This window comes from Pseudomonas sp. SORT22, assembly GCF_018417635.1.
Lineage (GTDB): Bacteria > Pseudomonadota > Gammaproteobacteria > Pseudomonadales > Pseudomonadaceae > Aquipseudomonas.
The window spans coordinates 4,835,668-4,854,853 of sequence record NZ_CP071007.1 but is presented as its reverse complement, the minus strand read 5'-3'; the positions used below and the strand labels follow the sequence as shown (position 1 = coordinate 4,854,853).

Here is a 19,186-nt window from a genome sequence, read left to right as displayed (position 1 = left end):
AAGACTGGTCGGCAGTGGCCCGGGCCTGGGTGATGCTCTGTTTGATCTGGGCGATGGTCGGCTGCAGTTTGTCGAGAAAGCGGTTGAAGCCGCCGGTCAGCCGCCCCAGCTCGTCCTTGCGCGCATAGCGCAGGCGCTGGGTGAGGTCGCCGTCGCCGCTGGCGATGTCTTCGAGCATGCTCGCTACGCTGTTGAGCGGGCGGGTCACGCCGGTGGCGGTCAGCCACATCAGCAGCAGGCCGCCGAGGCCGGCCAGGGTGGCGAACAGCACCACTTTGAGGGTACCGCTGGTGCGGGCCTCTTCAAGGGTCGCCTGCAGGCTGATGGCATCGGCCAGCAGTACCTGCTTGGGCAGGTCGATAAGGATGCCCCAGGGTTTACTGTCGGCAATCGGCTGCACCGGATTGACGGCGCGGATGGTATCGCCTTGTTCAAGGATCAGTGGCTGGTTGCCGGCGAGCTTCTGCAGCGCCTGCTGGCCGTCCTGGTCGATGGCCTTGCCGACCTTGCCGGCATCATTGCTGTTGGCCGCCAGCAAGCCGCTGGGGGCGACGATCATCAGGTGGCCGGCGCCGTTGAACAGCTCCTGCTGGGCCTTGGCGGCAGCCGCCTGCAGGGCATCGAGGGAGATATCCACACCGGCCACGGCGATCACTTTGCCGTTGTGCAGCAGCGGCATGGTGATGCTGGTCATCAGCATCTGCTTGCCGCCGACGGTGTCGGAGTAGGGCTCAAGCAGGCAGGAGCGCGCGCTGTTGCGCGAGCAGGTGTACCAGACGTTGTAGGGCGTGCCGCTGAGATTGATCTCGGTCTTGTTCAGGTCGACATCGCTGATCACAGTGTTCAGCGCCTGACCCTGGGCGCGGCTCCAGTAGCTGGCAAAGCGCCCGCTCTCGTTGCTCAGGCGTTTGGCGTCGTTGGCAAAGGCACTGTCGCCGCCGTCCAGGCCGTCGGCCTCGAAGGCCAGCCACACGCCCAGCACGTCGGGGTTGCGCTTGAAGCTGGTGGCCAGGCTCTGGTTGATCGCTTCACGCAGGTCGCCAGCGCTCAGGCCGCGCTCGCGAGCCAGTTGCTGTAAGTCCTGGACCTGGTCGGCGAGGGCGGTGATGACGGTCTGGCTGTCGCTGAAAGTACGCCGCAGCATCTCGGCCTTTTCGCCGGCGCGGGCCTGCAGCAGGGCCTGGACATTGCGGGTGAGCATGGTGGTGCTGGCGTCGCCGACCAGCTCATCGCTCTGGTGCGATTGATACAGGTTGATACCGACGACGAGTGCGACCACGCCAAGCAGGCAGAGGCCGGAGAGCAGGACGATTTTCAGGCGGATCGAGAGCGTGTCGAACATGGACGTACTCGCTAAAAGGCAGGCCGGTAGAGGACCGAGCCACGGGCGGGCTCGATTCGCTACATCCTTTTAGCGATAACAGTTCATCGGCCTTATAGCCTTAGCCATGAGTGCTCGCCGATGAACGGTCGGCAAGGCTCAAGGGCGCGGTTTCTGGCCGCGACCAGATCCACAGGTTACCCAGGCTCATGCCGGCGATGGCGAGAAACACCGGCCAGCGGTGCTCGAGAAACACCAGCATCAGGCCAGCGCACAGTAGCATGCTGACAGTGGCGCTGACCTTGGCCCGGCGCTGGATTACCTTGCCGTTGCGCCAGTTGCTGAGGATCGGCCCGAACAGCCGGTGGTTTTCCAGCCAGGCGCTCAGGCGCGGCGAGCTGCGGGTGGCGGCCCAGGCGGCGAGGAGGATGAACTCGGTGGTGGGCAGGCCGGGAATCACGATCGCTACCAGGCCGATGCCCAGGCTTACGTAAGCCAGCAGGCCGAAGAGCAGGCGCGAGAGTTTTGAAGCGGCTGGGCGGGTCATGGGCTTGTCGGTGTGCACGGGCAAGGCCCGGTTACCACGAGGGTAACCGGGTACGGCGCATCAGGCCAGTTCGGCTTTAGGCGCAGTTGCGTAAGCGTGTTTGAGCAGCTCGGTGAAACGCTCGAAGGCGGCCACGGCGCCTTGCTCGGCCTTGGCTTCTTCTTCGGCGCTCAGTTCCAGGCCGTCGAGGATGCGCGTGAACTGCTTCCAGCCTTCAGCGCGGCCACCGGCCGGCTCGCCCAGGTGACGGGCACCGAAGCTGTCCGACAGGCCCAGGCCGACGGCACGCTTGATCAGGAAGGCGGCGCCGAGCTTGGAGCCTTCGGAGACGAAGATCCAGCCCATGGCTTCACCCAGGCTGGGGTTTTGCAGGGCGCCGGCGAAGTCGGCGGGGATCTCGGTGTTCAGGTCAGCCAGGTCCAGGCCGGCCTGTTCGGCGCGGCAGCGTGCGGCGAGGTCAGGGACGATGGCGATCAGCGCCGGGTCGGTGTACAACGCCTTGAGCTCGGACTGGAACAGGTACTGGGCAACCACGAAGCGGGCGAAGCTCTCGCGGGTTTCGAACGGCGCGTGGGATTTGACCAGGGCGTCCAGCTCGGTGTGCGGGGCGTGGGTCAGCTGATTCAAGCGTTGCGAGCGCAGGCTGGCGCGTTCGGCGGTGGTAGCGGCGGTCATGGTGATTCCTTGCGAAATGGGCGTGCCTGATGACTAGACGAATGAGAAGACGCGGGACAGTAAAAAAACCTCACCTGTGGGGGGGCCGCATTTGCAGCCCATCGCGGGTCTAGCCCGCTCCCACAGGTTCGCGGTCAGATGTCCCAGACCAGGTTGATGGCGAAATTACGGCCTGGCATGGTCAGGCGGTCGAGGTTGGCGGGGGCGGTCACCGCCGCTTCACCGAGGCCGTCGTAGCCGCGCACGTCATCCCACTGCCAGTACTTCTTGTCGGTCAGGTTGTAGAGGCCGGCGTTGACGGTGATGTCATCGCTGACCTTGTAGAACCCGGTCAAGTCGAGTACGCCGTAACCCGGGGTGCGGAACTGCTTGCTGGTGCCGTCGGGGGCGAAGAAGGTGGTGTCGTCGACGCGATCCTTGCGCTTGACCAGGGTCCAGCTCAGCAGCGCGCCGTATTGCTCTTGCTCGTAACCCAGGCCCATCACGGCGGTCAGCGGGTTGACGCTGTTGAGCGGCTGGCCGGTGTCGTCGTTGCGGCCATGGGCGTAGGCCAGCGAGCCCTGGGTGTAGAGGCCGTGCGGCGCACCGAAGGCGTCGAGGTTCAGGCGGCCCTTGAACTCGGCACCCTTGATGGTGGCGTGCTTGATGTTGTTGGCTTCGAAGGTCTGGCCGAGGTTGCTGCCCTGCACGGCGTCTTCGTTGATGAAGTCGCGGTACTTGTTGTAGAACACCGCGACATCGAAGTTACCCGCTTCGAAGTTACCGCGCAGGCCGGTCTCGTAGCTCTTGCTCTTTTCCGGTTCGAGGTTGGAGTTGCCGCGCACGCTGTAGCCCAGGCCCGGGTTTTCGAAGCGGCCATACAGCGCCTTGGCGGTCGGCGTGCGGAAGCCTTCGGCGTACTGGCCATACCAGGTGTAGTTGTCGTTGAAGGCGTAGGTCAGGCCGAACTTGGGCGAAACCCGATGCCATTTCTTCGCATCGTCATCAACCGGGTCGGTAGGGCTGGCGCCAACCCCACGCAAGAACTCGTCGGTCATGTGCGGCTTGAGTTCGGTGTAGTCGTAGCGCGCGCCCGGCAGGAAGGTCCACTGGTTCCAGCGGATTTCATCCTGGGCGAACAGGCTGTAGGTGTTGACGGTCGGGTCAGGGAAGTCGCTGACCAGTGCCTGGCTGTCACTGGCGCTGATCTGGCCGATGAAGCGGCAGGCGCCGCCGACGTTCAGGCAGGTGCCAGTGCCGCTGCGCGAGCCGGTGACCTTCTGGTGCTTGAGGGTGGTGCCGTAGGTCAGCAGGTGCTCGGTGGCGCCGATGCTGAAGGCCTTGTCCAGCTGGGCGTCGAACACCCACTGGCGGTCCTTGTAAGTGGTCTGGCGGTCACGGAACACCTGGCGACCGGAGGCGAAGTAGAGCTCTTCGGTACGCTGGTCGGTCTTGCCGATCTGGTAGTTCAGGCTCCACTTCATGTTGTCGGCCAGCACGCTACCGAGTGCGAATTCGTGGTTAATGCCGAAGCGCTCGCGGGTCACGGTGTCGTTGCCGGTGCGGTCGCGGTACGAGTTCATCGCGCCGAAGCCAGGAATGAACGGCCCGCCCACGGCGCTTTTCTGTTTGAGGTCGCGGTCGTCCTTGTAGTTTTCATAGGTGAAGGCCAGGCGTGCGTCGTCGGCGTAGTTCCAGCCGGCCTTGGCGAGGATGTTGGTGGTGCGCACATCTTCCGGGTTGGCGGCGGTGCGCGCCAGGCCGGTGCCGCCGTGGCTGCTGTAGGACTCGGTTTCATGGCCGTTGCGCTGGCTCAGGTGCAGCAGGCCGTCGAACTCGCCCTGGCGGCCGGCAACGGTGGCCGAGTTCAGCCAGCTCTCATCTGCCGAGCTGTAGCCGGTCTTCAGGCGTGCGCCGACGTCCTGGCCGGGCTTGATGATGTCGTCGGGGTCGAGGGTGAAGTAGCTGACCGCGCCGCCAATGGCGTTGCTGCCGTACAGCACCGAGGCCGGGCCACGGAGGATCTCCACGCGCTTGACGATTTCAGGGTCGACGTAGTTGCGCTGGGTCTGGGCGTAGGGGCCGAAGAAGAAGCTGTCGGGGATCGACACGCCGTCGATCTGGGTCAGCACCCGCTCGCCGTCGATACCGCGGATGTTGTAGCCGTTCAGGCCGCTGCGCTGGCCGGTGCCGCTGACCGAAACGCCAGGCTCGTAACGCACCAGTTCCTTGATGTTGTTGACGTTCTGGCGGTCGAGTTGTTCGCGGGTCTGCACGCTGACGGTGCTCGGCACCTGGCTGACGTCCTGGGCGCTGCGGGTGGCGCTGACGGTGATCTGCTGCAGGGCGATGGCCTTGCCGGCGCTGCGTTCGATCACCACGTTGGCGCTGCTCAAGGTGCGGTAGCTCAGGCCGGTGCCGGCCAGCAGGCGCTGCAGGGCGGCCTCAGGCTTCAGTGAGCCATGCACGCCCGGTGAGGCGACGCCTTCGGCCAGTTCGGCAGAGAAGCCCACTTGCCAGCCGGTGACCGAGGTAAAGGCATTGAGCGCCGATACCAGCGGCTGCTGGCCGATGGCGAAGCGATAGTCGCCCATGCGCGGGGCACTGGCCTGGGCCGGCTCCGCGGCCAGCGCCGGCAGGCTGCAGGCGCCGCTGGCGAGCATGGCCAGGGTCAACAGGGAGAGCGTGCAACGCTGCAGGCCGGGGGTACGTGAAGTGGCTGAAGATCGACGAGTGAAACCAGTGGACATCGAAAGCGCTCCCTGTCGCGCAAATGTTATAGGTGCTGGCTGATTCAAAAATAAGAATCAGTTGCATTGGCTATAACGAGACGTAACAGCGTCAGGGATCGCGTAAAAAAACTTTTGCCTCAGTTGAGAATCACCAGCGCCGGGTACTCGTGCAACTGCGCCGAGGTGATGTGGGCCAGGGCGCGCAGGGTTTCCAGCGGCTGGTCGAGGCGGTAGTTGCCGGTGACCGCGACGTTCGCCAGCTGTTCGTTGCCGTTGATGATCCACCCCGGGTAGTAGCGGCGCAATTCGGCCAGTACCTGGTTCAGCGGGCAGTTTTCGAACACCAGCCGGCCCTGGACCCAGGCCAGGTCTTTTTGCGCATCCAGACGCCCGCGCTGGCCAAAGCCATTGGGGCCGACGCTGATGCTGTCGCCCGCCGACAGGCGAATGCGCTGGTCGCTGCTGGCCTGCAGGTCGACATCGCCGCGTTGCACCCGCACCTGGGCTTCGCCGTTGAGGTAGCGCACGGCAAAGTCGGTGTCGCGCACACTGGCGCGCAACGGGCCGGCTTGCAGCTCCAGGGGCGGTTGGGCGCCAGCGGGAATCTCGAAATAGGCCTCGCCCTGCAGCAGCCGGGCAACCTGGCGGTTGTCGCGCAGGTCGCTGGCAAAGGCCGAATTGGTGTTGAGCAACACCTTGGAGCCGTCGTCCAGTTGCAAGCGCTGGCGTTCACCGACCACGGTCAGGTGATCGGCCTGCAGGCGCACCGGCAGGTTGCCGACGGTGAAAATCCCCACCAGCAGCACAGCGGCTGCGGCCAGGGGCTTGTAGTGCGGGCGGATGCGTGAGCGCAGGCTGCGACGCTGCACCTGGTGCAGTTGCCCGGCTGCCTGGCGCAAGGGCGCGCCGTTCCAGATGGCCTCGGCCTCGACATAGGCGCGGGCATTGGCCGGGTCAGCCTCGAGCCAGGCTTCGAAGGCCTGGGTGTCTTCGGCGCTGGCACATTGCAGGCGGATCAGCCAGTCCAGGGCCTGGTCCATGGCCTGGTCACTGGCAGCTTGGCCAGGCGGCGCGGGGCGAGGAGGGGGACTGTCGGTCACGGGTGGGTCCTTGGCGGGGCTGGCGCTTTTTGCGAATGATCCGGGGTATCCATGGGGATGGCAAGGTTTTAGCTGCGATCCACGACGGGCTGTTTACTTCAGCCGGTCGGCTACCCCTACACAGATGGCCATGATCAGTTTCAGTTCCTTCTGAACCGTGCTCGCCGACACTTTCAACTGTTCGGCGATTTCCAGGTAACTGGCGCCGTGCAGGCGGCTGAGGATGAAGATGCGTTGCTGGCGCTCGGTCAACTGGGCGAGGCTGACGCTCAGGCGCTTGAGCAGTTGTTCGGCGTGGGCGGCGTCTTCGGCGCTGCTGCTGGGCGCGGCGACGTTGTGCAGAATTTGCTCGGGCACGTCCTCGACCAGGTTGCGCGACTGCGCCCGGCGCGCGCGCAAGTGATCAAGGGCGAGGTTGCGCGCAGTCTGGAAAACGAAGGGTTCCAGGTGCTCGATGGGGCGTTCGCCAAGGGCACGGGTAACCCGCAGGTAAGTCTCCTGCAACAGGTCTTCGGCAGTGCTGGGGTTATCCACCATGCGCTGCAGGGTGCGCAGCAGGCTGACCCGCTGGGCGAGGAAAACGACGTTGAACTGGGACTGACTCACAGCGGTACCCGACCATGGCGTGGCGAATGATAATGCTTATCATCAACGCTTTGGTCAAGTACTGCCTCCTGCGAGGTTGTGATCCTAGCGGGCGTTGCACAGTGCCAGGCAGTTATCCAGCATGCGGTTGGAGAAGCCCCATTCGTTGTCGTACCAGGCCAGTACCTTGAGCATGCGCCCGTTGGCGCGGGTGTGGTTGGCGTCGAAAATCGACGACAGCGGGTTGTGGTTGAAGTCGCAGGACACCAGCGGCAGGCTGTTGTAGCCCAGTACCTTGGAGTGCCGGCTGGCCTCCTTGAACAGCGCGTTGACGGCCTCGGCCGTGGCCTCGCGCTCAAGATTGACGGTAAGGTCGACCAGCGACACGTTGATCACCGGCACCCGCACGGCCATGCCGGTGAGCTTGCCGGCCAGTTCCGGCAGCACCAGGCCCACGGCTTCGGCGGCGCCGGTCTTGCTCGGGATCATCGACTGGGTTGCCGCACGGGCGCGGTACGGGTCGCTGTGGTAAACGTCAGTGAGGCTCTGGTCGTTGGTATAGGCGTGGATGGTGGTCATCAGCCCCTGCTCGATGCCGAACTCGCGGTGCAGCACCTGGGCCAGCGGCGCCAGGCAGTTGGTGGTGCACGAAGCGCTGGAGATGATCTGGTGCGAAGGGCGCAGGATGTCATGGTTGACCCCGTACACCACGGTGGCATCCGCGCCCTTGGCCGGCGCCGAGATAATGACTTTGCCGGCCCCAGCAGTAAGATGGGCGGCGGCCTTGGCGCGTTCGGTGAATAACCCGGTGCATTCGAACACCACATCGATGGCCTCGGCTTTCCACGGCAATTCCGCCGGGTTGCGGATGGCGCTGACGGCGATGCGGTCGCCGTTGACGGTAATACTCTCGTGATCGGATTCAACCGTGGCAGCAAAGCTGCCGTGGACGCTGTCGTATTTGAGCAGATGGGCATTAATCGCGCTGTCGCCCAGGTCGTTGATGGCGACGACCTGCAGGTCCTGACGGTAGCCTTGGGTATAGAGTGCGCGAAGGATGTTGCGGCCGATGCGGCCAAAGCCATTGATTGCGATACGAAGGGTCATGGAGCTACCTCTGGCAGACCGGGTGAAGCCCGTGGCAATTGAAGTTTTGCTTCACTGCATCTGATTTTGTTGTTGGAATTACAAGATTATTCGTAAAAAAATAGAAAACAAGCCTTTTTGCTGGCAATATTTTATTCAATCTACAACGAGCGATCGGCCAAACCGTCCCTCCCGCAACGCATCGCCCCTGCCCTTGAGCCTAGGCCGCGATCGTTGATAAGGGAAACCGCCGCAGAGGTCGCAACCACCGATAGCCTGGAGTCCAGTACATGCATCCGCGCATTCTTGAGGTCACCCAACGGCTGATCGCCCGCAGTCGCCCCACCCGTGAACGCTACCTTGAGCTGATTCGCGGGGCCGCCAGCGACGGGCCGATGCGCGCCAAGCTGCAATGCGCCAACTTCGCTCACGGTGTCGCCGGTTGTGGCAGCCAGGACAAAGACAGCCTGCGGATGATGAACGCGGCCAACGTCGCCATCGTCTCGGCCTACAACGACATGCTCTCGGCGCACCAGCCTTACGAGCATTACCCCGAACAGATCAAGCAGGCGCTGCGCGAAATCGGCTCGGTCGGCCAGTTCGCCGGCGGCGTGCCGGCCATGTGCGACGGCGTCACCCAGGGTGAGCCGGGCATGGAGCTGGGCATCGCCAGCCGCGAAGTGATCGCCATGTCCACCGCCATCGCCCTGTCGCACAACATGTTCGACGCGGCGCTGATGCTCGGCATCTGCGACAAGATCGTCCCCGGCCTGCTGATGGGCGCGCTGCGCTTTGGCCACCTGCCGACCGTTTTCGTCCCCGGCGGGCCGATGCCGTCGGGCATCTCCAACAAGGAGAAAGCCGATGTGCGCCAGCGCTACGCCGAAGGCAAGGCCAGCCGCGAAGAGCTGCTGGAATCGGAGATGAAGTCCTACCACAGCCCCGGCACCTGCACCTTCTACGGCACCGCCAACACCAACCAGCTGTTGATGGAAGTGATGGGCCTGCACCTGCCGGGCGCCTCCTTCGTCAACCCCTACACGCCGCTGCGCGATGCCCTCACTGTCGAGGCTGCGCAGCAGGTCACGCGCATGACCAAGGCCAGTGGCAGCTTCATGCCGCTGGGCGAGATCGTCGACGAGAAATCCCTGGTCAACTCCATCGTCGCCCTGCACGCCACCGGCGGCTCGACCAACCACACCCTGCACATGCCGGCGATTGCCCAGGCCGCCGGCATCCAGTTGACCTGGCAGGACATGGCGCAGCTTTCGGAAGTGGTGCCGACTCTGTCCCACGTCTATCCGAACGGCAAGGCCGATATCAACCACTTCCAGGCTGCCGGTGGCATGGCCTTCCTGATTCGCGAGCTGCTCGATGCCGGTTTGCTCCACGAAGACGTCAATACCGTCGCTGGCCACGGCCTGCGCCGCTACACCCGGGAGCCGTTCCTTGAGGCCGGCAAACTGGTCTGGCGCGAAGGCCCGCAGGCCAGCCTCGATGAGACGATCCTGCGCCCGGTGGCCCGGGCGTTCTCGCCCGAAGGTGGTCTGCGGGTGATGGAAGGCAACCTCGGTCGCGGGGTGATGAAGGTGTCCGCCGTCGCCGCCGAGCACCAGGTGGTCGAAGCCCCGGCACTGGTGTTCCATGACCAGCAAGCACTGGCCGATGCCTTCCAGGCCGGCCAGCTTGAGCGTGACTTCGTCGCCGTGATGCGCTTCCAGGGCCCGCGCTGCAACGGCATGCCCGAGCTGCACAAGATGACCCCGTTCCTCGGCGTGCTGCAGGACCGGGGCTTCAAGGTCGCGCTGGTAACTGACGGGCGCATGTCCGGTGCTTCGGGGAAAATCCCCGCAGCCATTCACGTCTGCCCCGAAGCCTTCGACGGCGGCCCGCTGGCGCGCTTGCGTGACGGCGATATCGTCCGCGTCGATGGCGTCGCCGGCACCCTGACGGTGAAACTCAGTGCCGCAGAGCTGGCCGATCGTCAACTGCCCGCCGCGCCGACCGGCAACGACCTGGGTTGCGGCCGCGAGCTGTTCGGCTTCCTGCGTACCGCCCTGAGCCCGGCCGAGAAGGGCGCCAGCGCCTTCACCTCGGCGCTGGAGACACTCAAATGAAGCGTGCACTGGTCGGCGATATCGGCGGCACCAATGCACGCTTTGCCCTTTGGGAAGACAACCGCATGCACGCCGTGCAGGTCTTTGCCACGGCCGACTACACCAGCCCGGAACAGGCCATCGGCGCTTATCTGGCCGCCCAGGGCCTGGCCCGCGGCGAGCTGGGCGCAGTGTGCCTGGCGGTGGCCGGGCCGGTCGATGGCGACGAGTTTCGCTTTACCAACAACCACTGGCGCCTCAGCCGCGAGGCGTTCTGCAACACCTTGCAGGTCGAGCGCTTGCTGCTGATCAACGATTTCACTGCCATGGCCCTGGGCATGACCCGCCTGCAGGCGGGCGAGTACCGCAGTGTCTGCCAAGGCGCGCCGGATCCAGGCCGCCCGGCGCTGGTGATCGGCCCGGGCACCGGCCTTGGCGTCGGCACTTTGCTGAGCCTGGGTGACGAGCGCTGGATGGCGCTGCCGGGCGAGGGCGGGCATGTCGACCTGCCGGTGGGCAATGCCCGCGAAGCGCAGATACATCAGCAGATCGCCAACGAAATCGGCCATGTCAGCGCCGAGACCGTGCTCAGCGGCGGCGGCCTGTTGCGCTTGTACCAGGCCATCTGCGCCCTCGATGGCCAGCCTGCGCCATTGCAGAGCCCGGCGGCGATCACCGACGCGGCGCTGGCCGGTGAGCCGGTTGCCCTGGCGGTGATCGAGCAGTTCTGCCGGTTCCTTGGCCGGGTGGCGGGCAACAACGTGCTGACTCTTGGCGCGCGAGGCGGGGTGTTTATCGTCGGCGGCATCATTCCGCGCTTTGCCGAGCTGTTCCTGGCCAGCGGCTTTGCCGCCAGTTTTGCCGACAAGGGCTGCATGAGTGGCTACTTCAAGGATGTCCCGGTATGGTTGGTGACCGCCGAATTCTCCGGCTTGCTCGGGGCTGGCGTGGCGTTGCAACAAGCCGGTTGAGCGGTGGAGCAAGGAGTGATTCGTGAGCAAGTCGATACTGATGGTCGACGACGACCAGGACATCCGTGAACTGCTGCAGGCCTACCTGAGCCGCGCCGGTTTCAGCGTCCAGGCGGTGGCCGACGGCCGTGGCTTTCGCCAGGCCCTGGACGCCAGCGACTGCGACCTGGTGATCCTCGACGTGATGCTGCCCGACGAAGATGGCTTCAGCCTGTGTCGCTGGGTGCGCCAGCATCCGCGCCTGGCGCAGGTGCCGATCATCATGCTCACTGCCAGCTCCGACGAAGCCGACCGGGTTATCGGCCTGGAACTGGGCGCCGATGATTACCTGGGCAAACCCTTCAGCCCGCGCGAACTGCAGGCGCGGATCAAGGCGTTGCTGCGCCGTGCCGGTTTTGGCCAGGAGCGCAGTGGCGGTGACGTGCTGGCCTTCGATGACTGGCGCCTGGATACCATCAGCCATCGGCTGTTCCACCGCGACGGTGAAGAGGTGATTCTGTCCGGCGCCGATTTTGCCTTGCTCAAGCTGTTCCTCGATCACCCGCAACAGATCCTCGACCGCGACACCATCGGCAACGCCACCCGTGGCCGCGAGCCGATGCCGCTGGACCGCATCGTCGACATGGCGGTCAGCCGCCTGCGCCAGCGCCTGCGTGACACCGAAAAGCCGCCACGCTTGATTCGTACCGTGCGCGGCAGTGGTTACTTGCTGGCGGCCAATGTTGCGCCTGCGCACTGACGGGCGCTGGCGCCTGCCGCTGCCGCGCTCGCTGCTGGGGCGCATGCTGCTGTTGACCTTGCTGGTAGTGCTGCTGGCGCAAGCGCTCTCGAGCCTGATCTGGCTGTCGCAACTGCGCGCCAGCCAGATGCAAGGCCTGGTTGCCAGCGCCCGTAGCCTGGCCCATTCGATGAGTGCCAGCGTCAGTTATTTTCGTTCGCTGCCGGTCGCGTACCGGCCGATGGTGCTCGACCAGTTGCGCAGCATGGGCGGCACCCGTTTCGTCGTGTCCCTCAACGATAAACCCCTGGACATGCAGGTACTGCCCGCCACGCCGCGCAAGGCCGCGGTGATCGATGCCGTCGGCGAGGTGCTGCACCAGCGCCTGGGGGCGCAGCTGGAAATTTCCATCCAGTTCGTCAGCCCGCAAGACCTGCGAATCTTCAACAGCGGCCTGAAACTCGATGAGCTGCCGCGCTCCTGGGCCCACTATGCGCTGACCCTGGAGCCGATCAACCCGCCGGTGCTGGTGACCCAGATCCACCTCGCCGAAGACGAATGGCTGTACATTGCCTCGCTGCTGCCCGAGCCCTATACCAGCCTCGAAGAGCAGGGTCTGCCCAGCCAGCAGCTGTGGTTCATCGTCCTCACCAGTTCGTTCCTGCTGCTGTTCATCGGCCTGCTGGTGCACTGGCAGAGTCGCCCGCTCAAGCGCCTGGCCCTGGCTGCGCGGGAGATGTCGCTGGGCGCTGATGTCGAGCCGGTAACCGAAGGTGGCGGCAGCGAAGTGGAGGAGGTGGGCCGCGCCTTCAACGCCATGCGCGAACGCATCAGCCGCTACCTGACCGAGCGCAGCCAGTTGTTCAGCGCCATCTCCCACGACCTGCGCACACCGATCACCCGTTTGCGCTTGCGGGTCGAGCTGCTCGATGACGAGCAGTTGCAGGCCAAGTTCGGCCGCGACCTCGATGAGCTGGAGATGCTGGTCAAGGGCGCGCTGCAGTGCGTGAAGGACACCGACATCCACGAGAACATCGAGCGAATCGACCTCAATCAGGTGCTCGAATGCCTGGTCGAGCCGTACCTGGGCAGTGGCCAGATCACCCTCGAAGGCCGGGCCCTGGCGCCGTATCCGGGCAAGCCGCTGGCGCTCAAACGCTGCATCGGCAACCTGATCGACAACGCCTTGAAGTACGGCGAGCGCGCCCACCTGCGCATCATCGACAGCGACAGCGGCTTCGTCCTGCAGGTCGATGACGAAGGCCCGGGCGTGCCCGAGCAGCGCCAGGAGCAGGTGTTCGAGCCGCACTTTCGCCTGGCCGGGCAGCAGCAGGGCTATGGCCTGGGCCTGGGTATTGCGCGCAACATCGCCCACAGCCACGGCGGCGAGGTGAGCCTGCGCAACCTGCGTGAAGGGGGCCTGCGGGTGACCTTGAGCCTGCCGCGCAGCAATGACTGACACCCTCATTCAGGCGAATGTCACCAACTGGTGACATTCGCGCATCCCTTCGTTACCTGCAGCCCCCGTGCCGCTGGTTAGACTCCGATGCAAGCGCAAGCACCACGACTTGCACCTGCATAACAACAAGAAAAGGTTTCTCTCGATGAATGCGATCAATCGCCTCGCCGCTGTCATTTCCCTCGCCTCCTTGTTGCCCCTCAGTGCAATTGCCGCCAACGGTACCGTTGAAGTCACTCACTGGTGGACTTCCGGTGGTGAAGCCGCAGCGGTGAAAACCCTCAAGGAACAAGTCGAGAAAGACGGCTTCACCTGGAAGGACAACGCCGTCGCCGGTGGCGGTGGCGCCGCGGCCATGACCGTATTGAAAAGCCGCGCCGTGGCCGGCAACCCGCCGGGCGCTGCCCAGATCAAGGGGCCGGACATCCAGGAATGGGGTGCGCTGGGCCTGCTCACAGAACTCGACGATGTCGCCAAGGCCAACAACTGGGATGCCCTGCTGCCGAAGAAAGTCGCGCAGATCATGCAGTACGACGGCCACTATGTGGCGGTGCCGGTGAACATTCACCGGGTCAACTGGCTGTGGATCAACCCGCAGGTGTTCGACAAGGCCGGGGCCAAGGTGCCGACTACCCTCGATGAGCTGTTCGTTGCCGCCGACAAGCTCAAGGCGGCCGGTTTCATCCCGCTGGCCCATGGCGGCCAGCCGTGGCAGGACAGCACGGTCTTCGAAGACCTGGTGCTGAGCATTCTCGGGCCCCAGGGTTATCACCAAGCCTTTGTCGAACTGGATGAAAGCACCCTGACCGGCGAGAAGATGGTCGAGGTATTCAAGACCCTGCAACGCCTGGGCACCTACATGGACCCCAACCGCGCCGGGCGTGACTGGAACATTGCCGCCGCCGAGGTCATCAACGGCAAGGCCGGCATGCAGATCATGGGCGACTGGGCCAAGAGCGAGTGGACCGCCGCCGGCAAGGTGGCGGGCAAGGACTACCAGTGCGTGGCCTTCCCCGGTACCCAGGGCAGCTTTGCCTACAACATCGACTCACTGGCGATGTTCAAGCTCAAGAACGAGGACGACATCAAGGCTCAGAACGACCTGGCCAAGGTCGCCCTGGAGCCGCAGTTCCAGACCGTGTTCAACCAGAACAAGGGCTCCCTGCCGGTACGCCAGGACATGGACATGAGCCAGTTCGACGCCTGTACGCAAAAGTCGGCGGTGGACTTCAAGGAAGCGGAAAAAGGCGACGGCCTGCAACCGAGCATGGCCCACAACATGGCGACTTCGCTGGCGGTGCAGGGGGCGATCTTCGATGTCGTCACCAACTTCTTCAACGACCCCAAAGCCGACCCGGCGACAGCGGTCAAGCAGCTGAGTTCGGCGATCAAGTCGGCCAAGTGATGGGCTGATGTGGGGGCGGCCTTTCGGGCCCTTCGCGGGGCAAGCCCGCTCCCACAATACCCGCGATTGCCTCCACACGAGATATCCTGATGAGCACTGTTGCCACACTCAACAAGGCCTCACCCCTGGACGCCCTGCAGCGCTGGTTACCGAAACTGGTGCTGGCGCCAAGCATGCTGATCGTCCTGGTGGGCTTTTACGGCTACATCCTCTGGACCTTCGTCCTGTCCTTCACCAACTCAAGCTTCATGCCCAGCTACAAATGGGTGGGCCTTGCGCAGTACGCACGGCTGATGGAGAACGACCGCTGGTGGGTGGCGAGCAAGAACCTGCTGCTGTTCGGCGGCATGTTCATCGCCATCAGCCTGGTGATCGGCGTGCTGCTGGCGGTGCTGCTCGACCAGCGCATCCGCCGCGAAGGCTTCATTCGCACCATTTACCTGTACCCCATGGCGCTGTCGATGATCGTCACCGGCACCGCCTGGAAGTGGCTGCTCAACCCCGGCCTGGGCCTGGACAAGATGCTTCGCGACTGGGGCTGGGAAGGCTTTCGCCTGGACTGGCTGGTGGACCCCGACCGGGTCGTCTACTGCCTGGTGATCGCCGCCGTGTGGCAGGCCTCGGGCTTTGTCATGGCGCTGTTCCTGGCCGGCCTGCGCGGCGTCGATCAGTCGATCATCCGCGCCGCGCAGGTCGATGGCGCCAGCCTGCCGAGCATCTACCTGCGTATCGTTTTACCGAGTTTGCGCCCGGTGTTTTTCAGCGCGCTGATGATCCTTGCGCACATCGCCATCAAGAGCTTCGACCTGGTCGCGGCGATGACCGCAGGCGGCCCGGGCTATGCCTCGGACCTGCCGGCGATGTTCATGTACTCCTTCACCTTCAGCCGCGGGCAGATGGGCATGGGCTCGGCCAGCGCGATCCTGATGCTCGGCGCGATCCTGTCGATCCTGGTGCCTTACCTGTATTCGGAACTGAGGAACAAGCGCCATGACTAGGTCCCTCGCTCCCCGCTCGTTGAGTTTCAGCCGCCTGGCGATTTACTCGACCCTGATCCTGGCCTGCGCGCTGTACCTGATCCCGCTGGTCGTGATGCTGCTGACCAGCTTCAAGTCGCCGGAGGACATCCGTACCGGCAACCTGCTGAGCTGGCCCGAGGTAATCACCGGCATCGGCTGGATCAAGGCCTGGGATACGGTCGGCGGCTACTTCTGGAACTCGGTGAAGATCACCGTGCCGGCGGTGGTGATCTCGACCCTGCTCGGTGCGTTGAACGGTTACGTGCTGTCGATGTGGCGCTTCAGGGGCTCGCAGCTGTTCTTCGGATTGCTGTTGTTCGGCTGCTTCCTGCCGTTCCAGACCGTGCTGCTGCCGGCCTCGTTCACCCTAGGCAAGCTGGGCCTGGCCAGCACCACCAGCGGCCTGGTGCTGGTGCATATCGTCTACGGGCTGGCCTTTACCACGCTGTTTTTCCGCAACTACTACTGCAGCGTGCCGGAGGCGCTGGTGCGCGCGGCGCGGCTCGATGGCGCGGGGTTCTTCACCATCTTCGGGCGCATCCTGCTGCCGATGTCGGTGCCGATCATCATGGTCTGCCTGATCTGGCAGTTCACCCAGATCTGGAACGACTTTCTCTTCGGCGTGGTGTTCGCCAGTGGCGATGCGCAACCGATCACCGTGGCCCTGAACAACCTGGTCAACACCAGTACCGGGGTCAAGGAATACAACGTCGACATGGCGGCGGCGATGATCGCCGGGTTACCGACCCTGTTGGTCTATGTGCTGGCTGGCAAGTATTTCCTGCGCGGGCTCACGGCCGGCGCGGTCAAGGGGTAAACACAATGGCAACGCTTGAACTGCGCAACGTCAACAAGAGCTACGGCAGCGGCATGCCGGACACCCTGAAGAACATCGAGCTGTCGATCGACTCCGGCGAGTTCCTGATCCTGGTCGGGCCGTCCGGCTGCGGCAAGTCGACCCTGATGAACTGCATCGCCGGCCTTGAACAGATCAGCGGCGGGGCGATCCTGGTGGATGATGCCGACATCAGTGGCATGAGCCCCAAGGACCGCGACATCGCCATGGTGTTTCAGTCTTACGCGCTGTACCCGACCATGAACGTGCGCGACAACATCGCCTTCGGCCTGAAGATGCGCAAGATGCCCGCCGCCGCCATCGATGAAGAAGTGGCGCGGGTGGCCAAGCTGCTGCAGATCGAGCACCTGCTGGCACGCAAGCCCGGGCAACTGTCCGGCGGCCAGCAGCAACGCGTGGCCATGGGCCGGGCGCTGGCGCGGCGGCCGAAGATCTACCTGTTCGACGAGCCGCTGTCCAACCTCGACGCCAAGCTGCGGGTGGAGATGCGCACCGAGATCAAGCTGATGCACCAGCGCCTGAAGACCACCACGGTGTACGTCACCCACGACCAGATCGAGGCCATGACCCTGGGCGACAAGGTGGCGGTGATGAAAGACGGGCTGATCCAGCAGTTCGGCACCCCACAGCAGATCTACAACGACCCGGCCAACCTGTTCGTCGCAAGCTTCATCGGCTCGCCACCGATGAATTTCATTCCCCTGCGCCTGCAGCGCAAGGACGGGCGCCTGCTGGCCCTGCTCGACAGTGGCCAGGCGCGTTGCGAGCTACCCTTGGGGTTCAATGTCGCGGGCCTGGAGGAGCGTGAAGTGATTCTCGGCATTCGTCCCGAACAGATCGCCCTCGCCCCGGCCCAGGCCAACGGCTTGCCGAGCATTCGTGCCGAGGTGCAGATCACCGAGCCCACCGGGCCGGACCTGCTGGTGTTCGTCACGCTCAACCAGACCAAAGTCTGCTGCCGCCTGGCCCCGGATGTGCCAACCCAGGTCGGCGACACCCTCAACCTGCAGTTCGACCCGGCGCGGGTGCTGCTGTTCGATGCCGCCACGGGTGAGCGCCTGGGTGTTGCCGCACCCGCGCAGACAAGTCAGGACAATGTCGCCCAATTCAAGGGCCGCTGAATTCGTTATAGAACGTAGAAACCCATCGAGAACAATAAAACGAGGAAACAAGGGATGGATCACTTCAAGCGTATCAAGCCGCTGGCGCCGCTGACCCTGCTGGCGGCCCTGGGCGTCAGTTGCGGGGCGCAGGCGGCCGGCGCCTTTGCCCCGGAGTCGAAATGGATGAGCGGCGACTGGGGCGGCACCCGCACCGAATTGCTGGAGAAGGGCTACGACTTCACCCTCGATTACGTCGGCGAGGTGGCCGGTAACCTCAATGGTGGCTACAACGACGACAAGACTGCCCGTTACAGCGACCAGTTCGCGCTCGGTGCGCACCTGGATCTGGAGAAGATCTTCGGCTGGCACGATGCCGAGTTCAAGCTGGCGATCACCGAGCGTAGCGGGCGCAACCTGTCCAACGACCGCATCAGCGACCCGCGTGCCGGCCAGTTCAGTTCGGTGCAGGAAGTCTGGGGCCGTGGCCAGACCTGGCGCCTGACGCAGATGTGGGTCAAACAGAAATATTTCGATGGCGCCCTGGATATCAAGGTCGGCCGTTTCGGTGAAGGCGAGGACTTCAACAGCTTCCCCTGCGACTTCCAGAACCTGGCGTTCTGCGGCTCGCAGGTGGGTAACTGGGTTGGCGGCATCTGGTACAACTGGCCGGTCAGCCAGTGGGCCATGCGGGTCAAGTACAACATCACCCCGGAGTTCTTCGCCCAGGTCGGCGTGTATGAGCAGAACCCCTCCAACCTTGAGACCGGCAACGGCTTCAAGCTCAGCGGCAGCGGCACCAAGGGCATGATCCTGCCGGTGGAGCTGGTCTGGTCGCCGCAGGTCAACGGCCTGCCGGGCGAGTATCGCCTGGGTTACTACTACAGCACGGCCAAGGCCGATGACGTCTATGACGACCTCAATGGTCAGCCCCAGGCATTGACCGGCGCCGCCTTCAAGTCGCATTCGAGCAAGCATGGCTGGTGGGTGGTGGCCCAACAGCAGGTCACTACGCACAACGGTGATGCCAACCGTGGCCTGAGCCTGTTCGCCAACTTCACCGTGCACGACAAGGCCACCAACGTGGTCGACAACTATCAGCAGGTGGGCATGGTCTACAAGGGCGCCTTCGATGGCCGGCCCAAGGATGACATCGGCTTTGGCGTGGCGCGCATCCACGTCAACGACGATGTGCAGGACAGGGCAAAACTGCTCAACCAGCAGAGCGGTATCGCGGATTACAACGACGCCGATTTCGTGCCGATCCAGAAGACTGAGTACAACGCCGAACTGTACTACGGCTTCCACGTTACCAACTGGCTGACCGTGCGGCCGAACCTGCAGTACATCAAGAGCCCGGGCGGGGTGGATGAGGTGGATAACGCGCTGGTCGCCGGGTTGAAGATTCAGTCGTCGTTCTGAGGCGATATGTTGTAAATTTACGCATATTGCGACCGCTGTGCGGTCGATCGCTGGCAAGCCAGCTCCCACATGGATTGCGCAGAACCTGTGGGAGCGGGCTTGACCCGCGATGAGG

The 19,186-nt window shown here is 64.2% G+C and carries 15 protein-coding genes and 1 pseudogene; 9 read left to right on the top strand and 7 right to left on the bottom strand.

All coding sequences use genetic code 11. From position 1 onward, the window contains the following. Nucleotides 1-73: 73 nt before the first annotated feature. From JYG36_RS26860 to gap, 7 genes and pseudogenes are all read right to left on the bottom strand, one after another. Nucleotides 74-1,144 (bottom strand): annotated as a pseudogene (locus JYG36_RS26860) (PDC sensor domain-containing protein); the annotation flags it as partial. Between the two features lie 298 nt (nucleotides 1,145-1,442). After that, complete coding sequence (locus JYG36_RS22225; protein ID WP_045196600.1) at nucleotides 1,443-1,868, bottom strand: YbaN family protein; 426 nt, start codon at nucleotides 1,866-1,868, stop codon at nucleotides 1,443-1,445. 60 nt (nucleotides 1,869-1,928) lie between these two features. Beyond that, nucleotides 1,929-2,543, bottom strand: a complete 615-nt coding sequence (locus JYG36_RS22220; RefSeq protein WP_093387105.1) for a biliverdin-producing heme oxygenase — start codon at nucleotides 2,541-2,543, stop codon at nucleotides 1,929-1,931. Between the two features lie 134 nt (nucleotides 2,544-2,677). Then, nucleotides 2,678-5,272, bottom strand: coding sequence for a TonB-dependent receptor (locus tag JYG36_RS22215; RefSeq protein WP_213602309.1), 2,595 nt, complete (start codon nucleotides 5,270-5,272; stop codon nucleotides 2,678-2,680). A gap of 119 nt (nucleotides 5,273-5,391) precedes the next feature. Beyond that, the gene (locus JYG36_RS22210) at nucleotides 5,392-6,354 is read right to left on the bottom strand and encodes a FecR family protein (RefSeq protein ID WP_093387096.1); all 963 of its coding nucleotides are present in this window, start codon (nucleotides 6,352-6,354) and stop codon (nucleotides 5,392-5,394) included. Between the two features lie 93 nt (nucleotides 6,355-6,447). Further along, entirely contained in the window at nucleotides 6,448-6,960 is a 513-nt protein-coding gene (locus JYG36_RS22205; protein ID WP_093387092.1) for an RNA polymerase sigma factor, read from the bottom strand. Nucleotides 6,961-7,044: 84 nt separating this feature from the next. Beyond that, nucleotides 7,045-8,046 carry a type I glyceraldehyde-3-phosphate dehydrogenase gene (gap, locus tag JYG36_RS22200; protein ID WP_045196433.1) on the bottom strand — a complete coding sequence of 334 codons (1,002 nt, stop codon included), beginning with the start codon at nucleotides 8,044-8,046 and terminating at the stop codon, nucleotides 7,045-7,047. 269 nt (nucleotides 8,047-8,315) lie between these two features. Between gap and edd the strand changes: the two genes are divergently transcribed. From edd to JYG36_RS22155, 9 genes are all read left to right on the top strand, one after another. Continuing rightward, nucleotides 8,316-10,142, top strand: a complete 1,827-nt coding sequence (gene edd / locus JYG36_RS22195) for a phosphogluconate dehydratase (protein WP_213602307.1) — start codon at nucleotides 8,316-8,318, stop codon at nucleotides 10,140-10,142. After that, nucleotides 10,139-11,092, top strand: coding sequence for a glucokinase (locus tag JYG36_RS22190; RefSeq protein WP_093387076.1), 954 nt, complete (start codon nucleotides 10,139-10,141; stop codon nucleotides 11,090-11,092). The genes edd and JYG36_RS22190 overlap by 4 nt, the downstream gene beginning before the upstream one ends. Nucleotides 11,093-11,132: 40 nt before the next feature. Beyond that, on the top strand, nucleotides 11,133-11,831 hold the full coding sequence (locus JYG36_RS22185) for a response regulator (protein ID WP_045196602.1): 699 nt from the start codon (nucleotides 11,133-11,135) through the stop codon (nucleotides 11,829-11,831). Continuing rightward, nucleotides 11,812-13,269: an ATP-binding protein gene (locus JYG36_RS22180; RefSeq protein ID WP_283817154.1), complete on the top strand. Its 1,458-nt coding sequence runs from the start codon at nucleotides 11,812-11,814 to the stop codon at nucleotides 13,267-13,269. Before JYG36_RS22185 ends, JYG36_RS22180 begins: the two co-directional genes overlap by 20 nt. Before the next feature lie 145 nt (nucleotides 13,270-13,414). Further along, nucleotides 13,415-14,674 carry an ABC transporter substrate-binding protein gene (locus JYG36_RS22175; protein ID WP_093387067.1) on the top strand — a complete coding sequence of 420 codons (1,260 nt, stop codon included), beginning with the start codon at nucleotides 13,415-13,417 and terminating at the stop codon, nucleotides 14,672-14,674. A gap of 89 nt (nucleotides 14,675-14,763) precedes the next feature. Next, a complete protein-coding gene (locus JYG36_RS22170; protein WP_045196443.1) occupies nucleotides 14,764-15,672 on the top strand; it encodes a carbohydrate ABC transporter permease in 909 nt (302 codons plus the stop codon). Continuing rightward, nucleotides 15,665-16,510 (top strand): carbohydrate ABC transporter permease, encoded by an 846-nt coding sequence (locus JYG36_RS22165; RefSeq protein ID WP_045196445.1) that lies wholly within the window; start codon nucleotides 15,665-15,667, stop codon nucleotides 16,508-16,510. Before JYG36_RS22170 ends, JYG36_RS22165 begins: the two co-directional genes overlap by 8 nt. 5 nt (nucleotides 16,511-16,515) lie before the next feature. Then, on the top strand, nucleotides 16,516-17,670 hold the full coding sequence (locus JYG36_RS22160; RefSeq protein ID WP_045196447.1) for an ABC transporter ATP-binding protein: 1,155 nt from the start codon (nucleotides 16,516-16,518) through the stop codon (nucleotides 17,668-17,670). 54 nt (nucleotides 17,671-17,724) lie between these two features. Continuing rightward, nucleotides 17,725-19,071, top strand: a complete 1,347-nt coding sequence (locus JYG36_RS22155) for a carbohydrate porin (protein WP_045196449.1) — start codon at nucleotides 17,725-17,727, stop codon at nucleotides 19,069-19,071. Nucleotides 19,072-19,186 lie beyond the last annotated feature (115 nt).

Excerpts from the sequence above, each read along its gene's own strand:
- JYG36_RS22160 (WP_045196447.1), top strand. The coding sequence starts at position 16,516 with ATGGCAACGCTTGAACTGCGCAACGTCAACAAGAGCTACGGCAGCGGC.
- edd (WP_213602307.1), top strand. The coding sequence starts at position 8,316 with ATGCATCCGCGCATTCTTGAGGTCACCCAACGGCTGATCGCCCGCAGT.
- gap (WP_045196433.1), bottom strand. The coding sequence starts at position 8,046 with ATGACCCTTCGTATCGCAATCAATGGCTTTGGCCGCATCGGCCGCAAC.
- JYG36_RS22155 (WP_045196449.1), top strand. The coding sequence starts at position 17,725 with ATGGATCACTTCAAGCGTATCAAGCCGCTGGCGCCGCTGACCCTGCTG.
- JYG36_RS22180 (WP_283817154.1), top strand. The coding sequence starts at position 11,812 with ATGTTGCGCCTGCGCACTGACGGGCGCTGGCGCCTGCCGCTGCCGCGC.
- JYG36_RS22225 (WP_045196600.1), bottom strand. The coding sequence starts at position 1,868 with ATGACCCGCCCAGCCGCTTCAAAACTCTCGCGCCTGCTCTTCGGCCTG.
- JYG36_RS22165 (WP_045196445.1), top strand. The coding sequence starts at position 15,665 with ATGACTAGGTCCCTCGCTCCCCGCTCGTTGAGTTTCAGCCGCCTGGCG.
- JYG36_RS22185 (WP_045196602.1), top strand. The coding sequence starts at position 11,133 with ATGGTCGACGACGACCAGGACATCCGTGAACTGCTGCAGGCCTACCTG.
- JYG36_RS22220 (WP_093387105.1), bottom strand. The coding sequence starts at position 2,543 with ATGACCGCCGCTACCACCGCCGAACGCGCCAGCCTGCGCTCGCAACGC.
- JYG36_RS22215 (WP_213602309.1), bottom strand. The coding sequence starts at position 5,272 with ATGTCCACTGGTTTCACTCGTCGATCTTCAGCCACTTCACGTACCCCC.
- JYG36_RS22190 (WP_093387076.1), top strand. The coding sequence starts at position 10,139 with ATGAAGCGTGCACTGGTCGGCGATATCGGCGGCACCAATGCACGCTTT.
- JYG36_RS22175 (WP_093387067.1), top strand. The coding sequence starts at position 13,415 with ATGAATGCGATCAATCGCCTCGCCGCTGTCATTTCCCTCGCCTCCTTG.
- JYG36_RS22170 (WP_045196443.1), top strand. The coding sequence starts at position 14,764 with ATGAGCACTGTTGCCACACTCAACAAGGCCTCACCCCTGGACGCCCTG.